Raw genomic sequence first — 14,961 nt, forward strand, 5'->3', positions numbered from 1 at the left:
GACAGGAATAGGATGATGCTAACTGAGGGGAACGCCAGATACAACAAAGCCGGGATTAACCCGGCTTTGTTGTGGAATAAGGCGGTGCCTAACTCGACGTTTCGCCCGAAGGTTGATATAGCTACGCTAATATCAGATGTTGGACGGCAGGCACCTTGTTGTGCGTCATTCGAAGTTTATGTAGCACGTCCCGAAGGGGCTGACATAAGAAGGTGAATGAGCCACTGGTTAATATTATGCAGCATCTGTGCCAATATTCAAAACACTTTATTAACACAATGATAAATATGGAAAATATGATTATTCATAGGGAAAATAATTTTGGTTATTTTTCACCCTTTCCGTCGCCAATCAGCAACACCTGTAGCACTTAAAAACAAAACCATTATAAATCATATAATTAAACGTCTCTTTTTGGCGACACCATCACCCCACCCATGTCGGGATTTCCCGACACTTTAATTTTGCGGCATAAGCGCTGAGATTATTGCCGGATGGCGGCGTAAACGCCTTATCCGGCCTACAACCGTATTTCCTCGTAGGCCTGATAAGCGTAGCGTCATCAGACGTGTTCCATCCGGCAGACAAAAAAAGCCCCTCGCGAAGAGGGGCTTGATGACTATTGAGCGAATTAACCGAGCTGTTTACGCGCGTTGCGGAAAATACGCATCCACGGGCTATCCTCGCCCCAGTTTTCCGGGTGCCAGGAGTTGCTCACGGTACGGAACACACGTTCCGGGTGCGGCATCATAATGGTGACGCGACCATTTTCAGTGGTCACTGCAGTAATGCCGTTCGGCGAACCGTTCGGGTTAGCCGGATAGGTCTCGGTCACCTTACCGAAGTTATCAACGTAGCGCAGCGCCACCAGACCTTTGCTCTCAAGCTGAGCCAGATGCGCACCGTCACGCACTTCCACACGACCTTCACCGTGAGAAACGGCAATCGGCATCATCGAACCCACCATATCGGCAAGCAGTAAAGACGGGCTTTGCGTCACTTCGACCAGACTGAAGCGGGCTTCAAAGCGGTCGGAATGGTTACGCACAAAGCGCGGCCACAGGTCGCTTCCTGGGATCAGCTCACGCAGGTTAGACATCATCTGACAACCGTTACACACGCCGAGCGCCAGCGTTTGCGGGCGATGGAAGAAGGTTTCGAACTCATCACGGACGCGGTTGTTGAACAGAATCGACTTAGCCCAACCTTCTCCTGCGCCAAGCACATCGCCGTAAGAGAAACCGCCACAGGCCACCAGCGCCTGGAAGTTACCCAGACCGATACGTCCACCCAGCAGGTCGCTCATATGCACATCAATGGCGTCAAAACCCGCACGATGGAAAGCTGCTGCCATTTCGACGTGGGAGTTCACGCCCTGCTCACGCAATACAGCCACTTTTGGACGCGCGCCGGTGGCGATGTACGGCGCGGCAACGTCTTCGTTGATATCAAACGACAGCTTAACGTTGAGGCCCGGATCGGCATCGTTGGTTTTAGCGTCATGTTCCTGATCGGCACACTCCGGGTTATCACGCAGACGCTGCATCTGCCAGGTGGTTTCCGCCCACCACATACGCAGGGTAGTACGGCTTTCGCTAAACACCGGCTGGCCGTTAGCGGTCAGGGTGAAGCGGTCACCTTCAACGGCTTTACCGAGGAAGTGTACGCAGTCTGCCAGGCCATGAGCAGCCAGAATCGCTTCAACCGCCTCACGGTCAGCGGCACGAACCTGGATCACCGCGCCCAGTTCTTCGTTAAACAGCGCCGCCAGACGATCGTCACCCAGAGAGTGGATATCAGCCGCAATACCGCAGTGGCCGGTGAAGGCCATTTCCGCCAGCGTAACCAGCAGCCCGCCGTCGGAACGGTCGTGATAGGCCAGCAGCTTACGCGCAGCAATCAGCGCCTGAATCGCGTCGTAGAAGCCTTTCAGTTGCTCAACGTTACGCACGTCGGCAGGTTTATCGCCCAGTTGACGGTAAACCTGAGCTAGCGCCGTAGCGCCCAGCGCATTGTGACCAAGACCGAGGTCAATCAGCAGCAGGGCGTTGTCTTCAGTAGAGAGCTGCGGAGTAACGGTATGGCGAACATCTTCCACGCGGGCAAAGGCGGTGATCACCAGCGACAGCGGCGAGGTCATTTCACGCTGCTCGTTACCTTCCTGCCAGCGGGTTTTCATCGACATTGAGTCTTTGCCCACCGGAATGGTCAGGCCGAGCGCCGGACATAATTCTTCCCCGACGGCTTTTACCGCTTCGTACAGCCCGGCATCTTCACCAGGGTGCCCCGCGGCCGCCATCCAGTTAGCCGACAGTTTAATGCGTTTGATATCGCCAATCTGCGTTGCCGCAATATTGGTCAGCGCTTCACCTACCGCCAGACGCGCAGAGGCTGAGAAATCCAGTAATGCAACCGGCGCACGCTCGCCGAGAGACATCGCTTCACCGTAGTAGCTATCCAGGCTTGCGGTAGTGACCGCGCAGTTGGCGACCGGGATCTGCCACGGACCAACCATCTGATCACGCGCCACCATGCCGGTAACGGTACGGTCGCCGATGGTCACGAGGAACGTTTTTTCAGCGACAGTCGGCAGATGCAGCACGCGGTTAACCGCATCTGCAATCGAGATTTCGCCACGATTCAGGGCATCGCCTTTGGCTTTCAGCGTCTGCACGTCACGAGTCATCTTCGGCGTTTTACCCAACAGTACATCGAGCGGCATGTCGATCGGCTGGTTGTCGAAGTGGCTGTCGTTAAGCGTGAGATGCTGTTCTTCGGTGGCTTCACCGATCACCGCATACGGCGCACGCTCGCGCTTACACAGTTCGTCAAACAGCGGCAACTGGTCGGCGGCAACCGCCAGCACGTAGCGCTCCTGGGATTCGTTACACCAGATTTCCAGCGGACTCATGCCCGGCTCATCGCTGAGGATATCGCGCAACTGGAACTTACCGCCGCGACCGCCATCGCTGACCAGCTCCGGCATAGCGTTAGACAGGCCACCCGCGCCAACGTCATGGATAAACAGGATCGGGTTCGCATCGCCCATTTGCCAGCAACGGTCGATAACCTCCTGGCAACGTCGTTCCATTTCCGGGTTGTCGCGCTGTACGGAAGCGAAGTCAAGGTCGGCATCTGACTGACCGGAAGCCATAGAGGAGGCCGCACCGCCACCAAGACCGATATTCATCGCCGGGCCGCCGAGGACGATAAGCTTAGCGCCAACGACGATCTCACCTTTCTGCACGTGATCGGCGCGGATGTTACCGATCCCGCCCGCCAGCATGATTGGCTTATGGTAGCCGCGCAGCTCTTCGCCGTTGTGGCTGTTCACTTTCTCTTCGTAGGTACGGAAGTAGCCGGTCAGCGCCGGGCGACCAAACTCGTTGTTGAACGCCGCGCCGCCCAGTGGCCCTTCGGTCATAATATCCAGCGCAGTAACAATACGGTCCGGCTTACCGAAATCTTCTTCCCACGGCTGTTCAAAGCCAGGAATACGCAGGTTGGAAACGGAGAAGCCCACCAGCCCGGCTTTCGGTTTTGCACCGCGCCCCGTTGCGCCCTCGTCGCGGATTTCGCCGCCGGAGCCTGTTGCCGCGCCCGGCCACGGAGAGATAGCCGTTGGATGGTTGTGAGTTTCAACCTTCATCAGGATGTGGGCTGGCTCCTGATGGAAATCGTAGCGACCGGTTTTGTGGTCGGCAAAATAGCGACCCACTTCGGAACCTTCCATTACCGCGGCGTTGTCTTTATAGGCAGACAGAACGTGGTCCGGCGTGGTTTCGAAAGTGTTTTTGATCATCTTGAACAGCGACTTCGGCTGCTGTTTACCGTCGATGACCCAGTCGGCGTTAAAAATCTTGTGGCGGCAGTGCTCGGAGTTGGCCTGCGCAAACATGTACAGTTCAATGTCGTTCGGGTTGCGTCCCAGTTTAGTGAACGCATCCTGCAGATAGTCGATTTCGTCTTCCGCCAGCGCCAGACCCAGACGCAGGTTAGCGTCAATCAGCGCCTGGCGTCCCTCACCCAGCAGATCAACGCTGGAAACCGGCGCTGGCTGATGATGAACAAACAGTTTTTCGGCATCGTTCAGCGCAGAGAAAACCGTTTCCATCATGCGGTCGTGCAGTTCGTCGGCAACCATTTGCCATTGCTCGGCAGTCAGCGTAGAGGCCTCGACATACCAGGCAATGCCACGTTCCAGACGGCTAATCTGTTGCAGGCCGCAGTTGTGGGCAATATCAGTCGCTTTAGAAGACCACGGGGAGATGGTGCCAGGGCGAGGCGTAACCAGCAGCAGTTTGCCTTCAGGGGCGTGGCTGTGCAGAGCAGGACCATATTTCAGCAGGCGAGCAAGCTGCGCGCGCTCATCCTCATTCAACGGTGCATTCAGATCGGCAAAATGGACGTACTCGGCGTAAATATTGTGGACCTGGAGGTTGGCAGCCTGAAAACGTGCCAGCAGTTTGTTAATACGGAATGCAGACAGTGCAGGTGAACCACGCAGAATTTCCATCATAAGTCTCTCGTCTTCTAAGCTTTCGGTGTGCCCAAGTGGGGGAAACGGGCGTTATTATAAAGAATCTACCGCGCCGACGAAACCGTTTGCGTCGAAATAAAATCACGACCTTCTCTTATCATCAAATGCGGTCTGTTTTCTGAATAAGTTGCCAACTGACGCAAGTTTAAGCAAAATGCCGCTCATTAATGACGACTTCACTTCATAATCAACACCACAGCAAGCAGAGACAACGTACGGTTCAGAGAATTAACTAATTGAAAAAATTAAAGATTAATTATCTGTTCATCGGCATATTAACGCTGTTGTTGGCAGCGGCCCTCTGGCCATCTATTCCCTGGTTCGGTAAAGCCGACAATCGTATCGCCGCCATTCAGTCGCGGGGAGAGCTGCGCGTCAGTACCATCGACTCACCGTTAACTTACGCGACCCTCAACGGCAAAAGATTCGGTCTGGATTATGAACTGGCTCAGGAGTTCGCCAACTACTTAGGCGTGAAGTTAAAAGTTACCGTGCGCCAGAACATCAGCCAGCTTTTTGACGACCTCGATAACGGTAATGCCGATCTGTTAGCCGCAGGCCTGGTCTATAACAGCGAGCGGGTGAAAAATTATCAGCCAGGCCCAACCTACTATTCGGTTTCGCAACAGCTGGTGTATCGGGTTGGACAATACCGCCCGCGCACGCTTGCTACCGTGAACGAAAACCAACTGACCATCGCCCCGGGGCACGTGGTGGTTAACGATCTCCAGCAACTCAAAGAGAAAAAATTCCCCGAGCTAAGCTGGAAAGTTGATGACAAAAAGGGCACCACTGAACTGCTTGATGATGTGGTCGCCGGAAAGCTGGATTACACCATTGCCGATTCCGTCGCCATCAGCTTATACCAACGCGTACATCCTGAGCTGGCCGTGGCACTGGACGTCTCCGACGAACAGCCTGTAACCTGGTTTAGTCGCCTGGACGATGACAACACGCTGTCTGCCGCGCTGTTGGATTTCTTCAACACCATGAATGAAGACGGTTCTCTGGCACGGCTGGAAGAGAAATATCTCGGGCATGGCGATGATTTTGACTATGTCGATACCCGCACCTTTTTACGCGCCGTAGACAGCGTGTTGCCGGACCTTAAGCCGCTCTTTGAGAAGTATGCGCAAGAGATAGACTGGCGACTACTCGCTGCAATCTCGTATCAGGAGTCACACTGGGACGCACAGGCCACCTCCCCGACCGGGGTACGCGGGCTGATGATGCTGACCAAAAATACCGCTCAAAGTCTCGGGTTGACCGACCGTACCGATGCCGAACAGAGCATCAGCGGCGGCGCGCGATATTTGCAGGATATGATGAGTAAAGTGCCGGATACCGTCCCCGAAGGAGAACGTATCTGGTTTGCGCTCGCAGCCTATAACATGGGTTATGCGCACATGCTGGACGCACGAGCGCTGACGGTGAAAACCAAAGGCAATCCGAACAGTTGGTCCGATGTAAAACAGCGACTGCCGCTGCTCAGCCAAAAGCCGTATTACAACAAGCTGACCTATGGCTATGCGCGTGGTCATGAAGCCTACGCCTATGTGGAAAACATCCGTAAATACCAGATTAGCCTGGTGGGGTATCTGCAGGAGAAAGAAAAACAGGCGCTAGAAACGCAGCAACTGGCGCAGGATTACCCGGCGGTAACGCCAGCTGAGCTAATAGGTAAAGACGAATTCCCGCTTTCTGCGTTTCTGTCTCAGACGTCGTCAAACTACCTGTCGCACTCCCCTTCCCTGCTGTTTTCACCGCAGAAAAAAGAGGGGCGGTAATCCTGGTGGCCTGATACGCGCTGCGCCATCAGGCAATCAGAGCAGCAGTTACAAATTGGCGGATTTTTTCAGGGCTTTGATTTCCTGACGACGCATGCGGAAGAAATCGCTGAGCAGCGTGGCGCATTCATCTCGTAGCACCCCTTCGGTCACTTCTACCCGATGATTCATCCCAGGGTGATGCAACACATCCATTAATGATCCAGCCGCCCCGGTTTTCGCATCGCGTGCGCCAAAAACGACCCGACCAATACGACTGTGCACCATCGCACCTGCACACATCACGCACGGCTCCAGAGTGACGTACAGCGTGGCATCCAACAGCCGGTAGTTTTGTAGCACCAGGCCGCCCTGACGCAGCGCCATAATTTCAGCGTGGGCAGTCGGATCATGGTGACCAATCGGACGGTTCCAGCCTTCGCCAATCACGCGGTTGTTATGCACCAATACCGCGCCCACCGGGACTTCACGCTCATCCCAGGCGCGCCTGGCCAGCGTTAAAGCATGACGCATCCAGTATTCGTGACTAAATTCAACTTCAGACAAAGGGATTACTCCACCAATAAAAGCGGACGCATTATACCCGTCATACTTTAAATTGCATGTGCGTTGGCATCATTCGAGTTGCTGCAGCTCTCCGCGCGGCGTGACGCGCCAGCGGTGCTGGCAAAAAGAGAGCAGCGGATTGTCCTGATTACTGTCGCTGTAGCCACTGTACAGCTGTAGCGGCGCGCCAATGTGGCGTTCCAGTTGCGTCACTTTCTCATGGCCCAGGCAGCGCAGAGGCAGCACCCATCCGCCGTATCCCCGCGCCATTTTGCTGGCGATCAGATTGACGCGCGGTAACCACGGGGTGTCGAAGTAAACCTGCTCGACCAGTGACTGTGGGGAACCGGTGATAAGCCAGATATCAGCGTCAGAGCTTAACAGGTAGGTTGTCAGCCGCTGTTGTACGAGCGGAAATGCCGTCACGTTACCGCGAAACCAGCGCACAAAATCGGCCTGATGCGCTTTCAGACGCGCCTCGCTACGACCAAATGTGCATCCCCATAACAGCAGGCTCATTGGCCAGCGGGCGGCGCGTCCTTTTATCAGCAACGCCAGCGCAATCACCGGTAACAGAGGCAGTACAAGCAGCGCGTTCAGCGGCTGACGTCGCAGCAGATAACGAATGAAACTACCGAACATATCCTGCTGGTGTAACGTGCCATCCAAATCAAAGAAAACAACGCGGCGCTGGTGATTGGTCAAACCTTATTCCTCTGGATCGTTGAACCCCAATAGCCAGGTAAACAGGAACCCGGCGATAACTGCTACCAGATAGCCTAACAGATAGAACATCACTTTTCCGGCAACAATCGTCAGTGCCAACGGTAAACCGGAGATACCAAAGGTGATAACCGTCGCCACCTTCCAGTAGCTAATCAGCGCCCCACCAACCGCTCCGCCAAGGCAAGCACCGATAAATGGCTTACCCAACGGCAGCGTGACGCCAAAAATCAGCGGCTCACCAATGCCCAGCAATCCGACCGGCAGCGCTCCTTTGATCACTTTTTTTAGCCGCGCATTGCGGGTCTTCATCAAAACCGCAATCGCAGCCCCCACTTGTCCAACGCCCGCCATTGCAAGGATAGGAAAGAGCGCGTTATGACCGTGCGCCTGTACCAGCTCAACGTGGATAGGCACCAACCCCTGATGAAGCCCGGTCAGCACCAGCGGCAGAAACGTTCCCGCCAGCACCGCTCCGACCAGGAAACCGCCGCGATCTATTGCCCAGGATGCGCCGTGAGCGATAGATTCGGAAATCCAGCCGCCAAGCGGTTGCAGCGCCACAATCGCGATGGCCCCGGTAATGATGGTGGTCAGCAGTGGGTTAAGGATCAGTTCCAGTGATTCCGGCAACAGTTCGCGGAATTTGCGTTCGATCCAGCACATCAACGCTACCACCAACAGTACCGCGATCACCCCGCCGCGCCCCGGCTGTAACGCTTCGCCAAACAGGGTAATTTGCGCCAGCTGCGGGCTGGAGAGGATCCCCGCCATCACCCCGCCCATCGCCAGAGAACCGCCGAAGACTTTGGCGGTATTCACCCCAACCAGAATATTCATAATGGCAAACACGGCGCTGCCGAATATGCCCATCAGCCCCAGCATGTTCGGATAGTGGGTCGCAAAATCCCCCACGATGTCCGGTCGCTTAAGAATATTAATAATGCCGGTAATCAAACCAGAGGCAATAAACGCCGGAATAAGAGGGATAAAGACGTTTGCCAGCTTGCGCAGCGCATCGCTCATCGGCGCTTTGTACTTCGCTTTGGCCTCTGACTTCGTGCGCTCGATATCATTCGCATCTGCGCGTTCGCCGCCATCGGTAATCAGGGAACGCATAGCATCCACCACTTTGGCGGCTTTACCAGGGCCGACGATGATCTGGTGCTGTACGCCCTGCTTCACGTAGCCGCTAACACCGGGCAGTTGCCGCAGGCGAGGAATATCAATCTTTCCGTCATCCTGAACTTCCACTCTGACGCGGGTCATACAGTTTTCCAGGCGCAGAATATTTTTTTCTCCGCCAACGCCCAGCAGAATGTCGCTGGCCAGCACCGCCGTCTTATCCATATGTACCTCTTAGTTTTCTAACGCCGCGCGTAAAAAACCCTGGTGAGCGGCAAGCTTTTCGCGGGCGGCTGCGGCATCCAGGCCGGTGAGCGCCATTAAAATAGCCGGCTTAACGTCAAAATCGGTCTGCTTCAGCAGCGCCTGTGCCTGTTCACGCGCAATGCCGGTGGCTTCAACCACCATGCGGCACGCCCGATCGACCAGCTTGACGTTGGTGGCCTGCATATCCACCATCAGGTTCTGGTATACCTTGCCAAATCTCACCATCGCGCCGGTGGAGATCATATTGAGCACCAGCTTTTGCGCGGTGCCGGATTTCAGTCGTGTTGAACCGGTTAACGCCTCAGGCCCCACTACCGGAGAGATGGCAATATCCGCTTCATGCGCGATAGGGGAATCCGGATTGCAGGATATAGCCACCGTCGTACAGCCCACCGAATGCGCATATTTCAGCCCCCCAATCACATACGGCGTGCGACCAGAGGCTGCCAGCCCCACCACCAGATCCTGTGCGGTAAGATTGAGCGCTCGCAGATCGTCTTCGCCTAACTGCGGGTTATCTTCCGCGCCTTCTACCGCCTTCAGCAGCGCGCCCGGCCCGCCGGCAATTAGCCCGACCACCAGACCATGCGGGACGCCGAAGGTCGGTGGGCATTCAGACGCGTCCAGCACCCCAAGCCGCCCGCTGGTACCTGCTCCCATGTAAATAATTCGTCCACCGGCTTTAAGCGCGTCAGCTGCTGCATCGACCGCGCGCGCAACGTGAGGTAGAGTTGCTTTTACTGCTTGTGCTACCAGCGTATCCTGTTGATTAAAACGATGAACCAACTCCAGCGTGGAGAGCGCATCCAGATCCATTGTCTGAGGATTGCGGGTTTCTGAAACTAATGCACCGAGATTCATTTTTTGGTCCTTGGGAATTTTTAATTCATAATAATCTGTCACAATGGAATATTATATTCATCCAGGCGAGTGAAATTTTGTTTTGCAATCGCCATCACGTTTTCGCCAGGAGACAGCATGAACTGTTTAATTCGCATTCGTCAGCGTTACCCGGACCTCGCGCAAAGCGATAAAAAACTCGCGGATTATCTTCTTGCTCAGCCGGATACCGCACGTCATCTCAGCTCACAGCAACTGGCTTTTGAAGCGGGCGTCAGCCAGTCCAGCGTGGTGAAGTTCGCGCAAAAGATGGGTTTTAAAGGGTTTCCGGCACTGAAACTGGCGATCAGCGAAGCGCTGGCCAGCAACCCCAATCCCCATTCCATTCCGGTGCATAATCAGATTCGTGGTGACGACCCGATGCGGATGGTGGGCGAGAAGCTGATTAAAGAGAACGTGGCGGCGATGCATGCGACGCTGGACGTCAACAGCGAAGAGAAACTGATGGAGAGCGTCACTATGCTGCGTTCAGCCCGACGCATTATCGTGACCGGGATTGGCGCATCGGGTCTGGTCGCGCAGAATTTTGCCTGGAAGCTGCTGAAGATTGGTTTTAACGCGATGGTGGAACGCGACATGCACGCCCTGCTGGCGACGGTGCAAGCGCTTTCGCCCCACGATCTGCTGCTGGCCATTTCGTATACCGGAGAGCGCCGCGAGCTCAACCTGGCTGCGGACGAAACATTGCGCGCCGGAGCTAAAATTCTCGCTATCACCGGATTTACACCGAACGCTCTGCAGCAACGGGCAAGTCATTGTCTGTACACCATTGCCGAGGAGCAGGCCACGCGCAGCGCAGCAATTTCTTCCACCCACGCGCAAATGATGCTCACTGATTTACTGTTTATGGCGCTGGTGCAGCAGGATTTGGAGCATGCCCCGGAACGCATTCGCCACAGCGAAGCGCTGGTAAAAAAACTGGTCTGAGCAAAGAATGCGCGTATAATGCCCGCCCGATTTGTGATGTTTTGAGAGTTTCCTGATGGCCCTGTTAATCACTAAAAAGTGTATCAATTGCGATATGTGCGAGCCCGAATGCCCGAATGAGGCGATTTCGATGGGCGACAGCATTTACGAGATTAACAGCGACAAGTGCACGGAATGCGTAGGCCATTACGACACACCAACCTGCCAGAAGGTGTGCCCGATCCCCAATACTATTTTGAAAGATCCGGCACATGTCGAAACAGAAGAACAGCTGTGGGATAAGTTTGTGCTAATGCACCACGCCGATAAACTTTAACCGCGTCGCCATCCGGTGATGAAGCCTGATGGCGCTAACGCTTATCAGGCCTACCCAGCCCCTGCAATAATCGTATAACCCGTAGGCCGGATAAGACGCCACGCGTCGCCATCCGGCAACGTCCTGAATCTAACTTTCGATAATCACCGTAGCGCAGGCGTAATGACGCTCATCGGCCAGCGTCACATGCATGTGTGCGACGCCGAGTTTTTCCGCCAGGTTTAACGCCTCCCCCCATAACCGCAGACGCGGCTTACCGAGTTCGTCGTTAAAGACCTCAAACTGATTAAACGCCAGGCCGTTGCGAATACCCGTCCCGAAGGCTTTTGCTGCCGCCTCTTTGACCGCAAAACGCTTCGCCAGAAAACGCACCGGCTGCTGATGCGTCTCCCAAATTGCCCATTCGTTATCGCTAAGCACGCGTCTTGCAAGACGGTCGCCGGAACGAGAGATCACCGCTTCGATGCGGGCAATCTCCACGATATCCGTACCTAATCCCAAAATCGCCATTAGCCACGCGCTTCCAGCATCAGGCGTTTCATTTCTACTACCGCGTCTTTCAGACCGCTCATCACCGCGCGCCCGATAATGGCATGACCGATATTCAGTTCGTGCATTTCCGGGATCCGCGCGATGGCTTTAACGTTGTGATACGTCAGGCCGTGACCCGCATTCACCTTCAGGCCAAGGCTGGCTGCAAAAGTCGCCGCTTTGGCGATACGCGCCAGTTCACTGGCCTGTTCCGCGTCGGTTTTCGCATCGGCGTAACAGCCGGTGTGAATTTCAATAAACGGCGCGCCCACTTCCGCAGCGGCCTTAATCTGCTCTTCATCGGCGTCGATAAACAGCGAAACCAGAATGCCGGCGTCCGCCAGGCGTTTGCAGGCGTCGCGCATTTTGTCACGCTGACCGGCGACGTCCAGACCACCTTCGGTGGTAACTTCCTGACGTTTTTCCGGCACCAGGCAGCAAAAATGCGGCTTAGTCTCAACGGCAATCGCCAGCATCTCTTCGGTAACCGCCATTTCCAGATTCATACGCGTATCCAGCGTCTGGCGCAGAATACGCACGTCACGGTCGGTGATATGGCGACGGTCTTCACGCAGGTGTACGGTAATACCATCCGCGCCCGCCTGTTCAACGATAAACGCTGCCTGAACCGGATCCGGGTATGCGGTACCGCGTGCATTACGTAAAGTGGCAATGTGATCAATGTTGACGCCTAACAGTAATTCGGCCATGACAATCCTCGTATTTTATTTTCGCTTCGGCATAAACTGCCGGAATAATTCGCGGCTCTTTAGGGGCTTACCACCAAGATACGGCTTTAACGCCATGCGGGTAAAGCGTTTCGCGGCGCGCAGCGTATCAGCATCCGGAAATTCTCGTGATTCGAGTGCTTTCAGATGGCGTCCGGTAAAGGTGGAGTTATCAATTACAACGCTTGCAATAAACCCTTTTTCTTCCCGGTAGCGATAGGTCATGGTGTCGTCTACCGGCTCGCCGCTGCCCGCACAGTGGGTAAAATCGACGCCGTAGCCCAGGTGACCAAGCAAGGCCAGCTCAAAGCGACGCAACGCAGGTTCTGGCGAACCCGTCGCGCCAGCCAGTGCCTGAATACAGTTCAGGTAATCAAAAAAGAGTTCAGAAAAGCGGGTCTCGTACTCAAGCACGCGAGAAATAAGCTCGTTGATATACAAACCGCTGTACAGCGTGATACCGCTAAGAGGGAGTGCCAGAGAAACGGCTTCGGCGCTGCGCAAGGTTTTGACCTCACCACGTCCACCAAAGCGAAGCAGTAACGGAGTAAAAGGCTGGAGTGCGCCTTTGAGATTGGAACGCTTGGAACGCGCGCCTTTGGCTACAAGGCGCACGCGGCCTGACTCTTCCGTGAAGACGTCCAGCACGAGACTGGTTTCGCTCCACGGGCGGCTATGCAGGACAAAAGCGCGTTGCCATCCTTCCATCATACCCGCCGTCTTTCAAGTTGCAGGGATTTAGACGTCGTCGCCGTAACCGAGGCTGCGCAGCGCGCGTTCGTCATCGGCCCAGCCGGATTTCACTTTCACCCACAGTTCGAGGTGAACGGGCGCTTCGAACATCTCCTGCATGTCTTTACGCGCTTCGATGCCGATGGTTTTAATCTTGGCCCCTTTGTTGCCAATAACCATCTTCTTCTGCCCTTCACGTTCAACGAGGATCAGACCGTTAATGTCGTAGCCACCGCGCTCGTTAGAGATGAAACGCTCAATCTCCACGGTAACGGAGTACGGCAGCTCAGCCCCCAGAAAACGCATCAGCTTTTCACGGATGATTTCAGAGGCCATAAAGCGCTGAGAACGGTCGGTGATGTAATCTTCCGGGAAGTGATGAATGGCTTCCGGCAGGTGCTTACGCACGATGCCCGCGACGGTATCGACATTCAGACCGGTTTCGGCAGAGATCGGGACGATATCGAGGAAGTTCATCTGGCTTGCCAGGAACTGCAGGTGCGGCAGCAGATCGGCTTTTTCCTGAACGTTGTCTACTTTGTTCACGGCCAGAATTACCGGAGCTTTACCGTCGCGCAGTTTGTTGAGCACCATTTCGTCGTCCGGCGTCCAGCGAGTGCCTTCGACAACGAAAATAACCAGTTCAACATCACCAATCGAGCTGCTCGCCGCTTTGTTCATCAGGCGGTTAATCGCCCGTTTTTCTTCCATATGCAGGCCAGGAGTATCAACATAAATCGCCTGATACGCGCCTTCGGTATGGATGCCAACAATACGGTGACGTGTTGTCTGAGCCTTACGTGAGGTAATGGAAATCTTCTGCCCAAGCAGATTATTCAACAGGGTCGATTTACCGACGTTCGGGCGACCGACGATGGCAATAAATCCGCAGTAAGTTTTATCGATGCTCATTCCAGCTCCAGTTTTTTCAACGCCTGTTCGGCGGCAGCCTGCTCAGCCTTACGACGGCTCGAACCTGTGCCAACCACCGGTTCACTCAGGCCGCTGACCTGGCAGTGGATAGTAAATTCTTGATCGTGTGCTTCACCACGGACCTGCACCACCAGATAGGACGGCAGCGGCAGGTGACGACCCTGCAAATATTCCTGCAGGCGCGTTTTCGGATCTTTTTGTTTATCACCTGGGCTAATTTCATCCAGACGAGTCTGATACCAGTTCAGGATCAGTTGCTCAACGGTTTGAATATCGCTGTCGAGGAAGACGCCACCGATCAACGCTTCAACGGTATCGGCGAGGATCGATTCACGACGGAAGCCGCCGCTTTTCAGCTCGCCTGGCCCCAAACGTAAACATTCACCGAGGTCAAATTCACGGGCTAATTCAGCCAGCGTATTGCCGCGAACCAGCGTTGCGCGCATGCGGCTCATATCACCTTCATCCACACGCGGGAAACGGTGATACAGCGCATTAGCGATAACAAAGCTCAAAATAGAGTCGCCTAAAAATTCTAAACGCTCGTTATGTTTGCTGCTGGCGCTACGGTGAGTTAATGCCTGCTGCAACAGCTCCTGATGATTAAAAGTGTAGCCCAGCTTCCGTTGAAGCCGATTAATTACGATGGGGTTCATGCGATACCAATAAATGAATGCGTCAACAATTCAGCACACGAAACAGACCTGATATATACACTTCAGCCTGAATGATTTTGTGTATACATGGCTTATACAGGTGGACCAACGCTGTTTCGTGTGCCGTGGCGACCTGAGGGCGCCAACCTGAAACTTCGGGGGAATATTCTATACACAACGACAAGGGATGTCGTTAGTCTGCGGGAATTTATCCGAGAAATAATTCACGCTGTCGCCATAATGACGACAA

The 14,961-nt window shown here is 54.6% G+C and carries 13 protein-coding genes; 3 read left to right on the top strand and 10 right to left on the bottom strand.

Annotation, left to right across the window (positions count from 1 at the left end):
- Positions 1-631: 631 nt before the first annotated feature.
- On the bottom strand, positions 632-4,519 hold the full coding sequence (purL, locus tag E1B03_RS19760) for a phosphoribosylformylglycinamidine synthase (protein ID WP_133086787.1): 3,888 nt from the start codon (positions 4,517-4,519) through the stop codon (positions 632-634).
- A 257-nt stretch (positions 4,520-4,776) separates the two neighbouring features.
- On the opposite strand from purL, the gene mltF reads away from it, so the two are divergent.
- Entirely contained in the window at positions 4,777-6,327 is a 1,551-nt protein-coding gene (gene mltF / locus E1B03_RS19765; protein ID WP_103771542.1) for a membrane-bound lytic murein transglycosylase MltF, read from the top strand.
- 48 nt (positions 6,328-6,375) lie between these two features.
- Here mltF and tadA read toward each other — a convergent pair whose 3' ends face one another.
- The 4 genes from tadA to murQ all read right to left on the bottom strand — a co-directional run bounded on the left by tadA (position 6,376) and on the right by murQ (position 9,849).
- Positions 6,376-6,840, bottom strand: a complete 465-nt coding sequence (tadA, locus tag E1B03_RS19770; RefSeq protein WP_246044173.1) for a tRNA adenosine(34) deaminase TadA — start codon at positions 6,838-6,840, stop codon at positions 6,376-6,378.
- Between the two features lie 102 nt (positions 6,841-6,942).
- Positions 6,943-7,578 (bottom strand): phosphatidylglycerophosphatase C, encoded by a 636-nt coding sequence (gene yfhb / locus E1B03_RS19775; protein WP_043017216.1) that lies wholly within the window; start codon positions 7,576-7,578, stop codon positions 6,943-6,945.
- A 3-nt stretch (positions 7,579-7,581) separates the two neighbouring features.
- Complete coding sequence (locus tag E1B03_RS19780; protein WP_133086788.1) at positions 7,582-8,946, bottom strand: PTS transporter subunit EIIC; 1,365 nt, start codon at positions 8,944-8,946, stop codon at positions 7,582-7,584.
- A gap of 9 nt (positions 8,947-8,955) precedes the next feature.
- Complete coding sequence (gene murQ, locus E1B03_RS19785) at positions 8,956-9,849, bottom strand: N-acetylmuramic acid 6-phosphate etherase (protein WP_103771539.1); 894 nt, start codon at positions 9,847-9,849, stop codon at positions 8,956-8,958.
- Between the two features lie 117 nt (positions 9,850-9,966).
- Between murQ and E1B03_RS19790 the strand changes: the two genes are divergently transcribed.
- A complete protein-coding gene (locus E1B03_RS19790; protein WP_133086789.1) occupies positions 9,967-10,815 on the top strand; it encodes a MurR/RpiR family transcriptional regulator in 849 nt (282 codons plus the stop codon).
- 55 nt (positions 10,816-10,870) lie between these two features.
- Positions 10,871-11,131, top strand: a complete 261-nt coding sequence (locus E1B03_RS19795) for a YfhL family 4Fe-4S dicluster ferredoxin (protein WP_003037590.1) — start codon at positions 10,871-10,873, stop codon at positions 11,129-11,131.
- Between the two features lie 129 nt (positions 11,132-11,260).
- Here E1B03_RS19795 and acpS read toward each other — a convergent pair whose 3' ends face one another.
- Genes acpS through rnc form a run of 5 tightly spaced genes read right to left on the bottom strand, consistent with a single transcriptional unit; the run spans position 11,261 to position 14,711 of the window.
- A complete protein-coding gene (gene acpS, locus E1B03_RS19800; protein ID WP_038642698.1) occupies positions 11,261-11,641 on the bottom strand; it encodes a holo-ACP synthase in 381 nt (126 codons plus the stop codon).
- Complete coding sequence (gene pdxJ / locus E1B03_RS19805; protein ID WP_003838383.1) at positions 11,641-12,372, bottom strand: pyridoxine 5'-phosphate synthase; 732 nt, start codon at positions 12,370-12,372, stop codon at positions 11,641-11,643. Before pdxJ ends, acpS begins: the two co-directional genes overlap by 1 nt.
- Positions 12,373-12,387: 15 nt before the next feature.
- Positions 12,388-13,098 carry a DNA repair protein RecO gene (gene recO, locus E1B03_RS19810; protein ID WP_043017220.1) on the bottom strand — a complete coding sequence of 237 codons (711 nt, stop codon included), beginning with the start codon at positions 13,096-13,098 and terminating at the stop codon, positions 12,388-12,390.
- A gap of 30 nt (positions 13,099-13,128) precedes the next feature.
- Positions 13,129-14,034, bottom strand: a complete 906-nt coding sequence (gene era, locus E1B03_RS19815) for a GTPase Era (RefSeq protein ID WP_048210889.1) — start codon at positions 14,032-14,034, stop codon at positions 13,129-13,131.
- On the bottom strand, positions 14,031-14,711 hold the full coding sequence (gene rnc / locus E1B03_RS19820) for a ribonuclease III (RefSeq protein ID WP_003037579.1): 681 nt from the start codon (positions 14,709-14,711) through the stop codon (positions 14,031-14,033). Before rnc ends, era begins: the two co-directional genes overlap by 4 nt.
- Positions 14,712-14,961 lie beyond the last annotated feature (250 nt).

Source organism: Citrobacter arsenatis, assembly GCF_004353845.1.
GTDB classification, from domain to species: Bacteria; Pseudomonadota; Gammaproteobacteria; order Enterobacterales; family Enterobacteriaceae; genus Citrobacter; species Citrobacter arsenatis.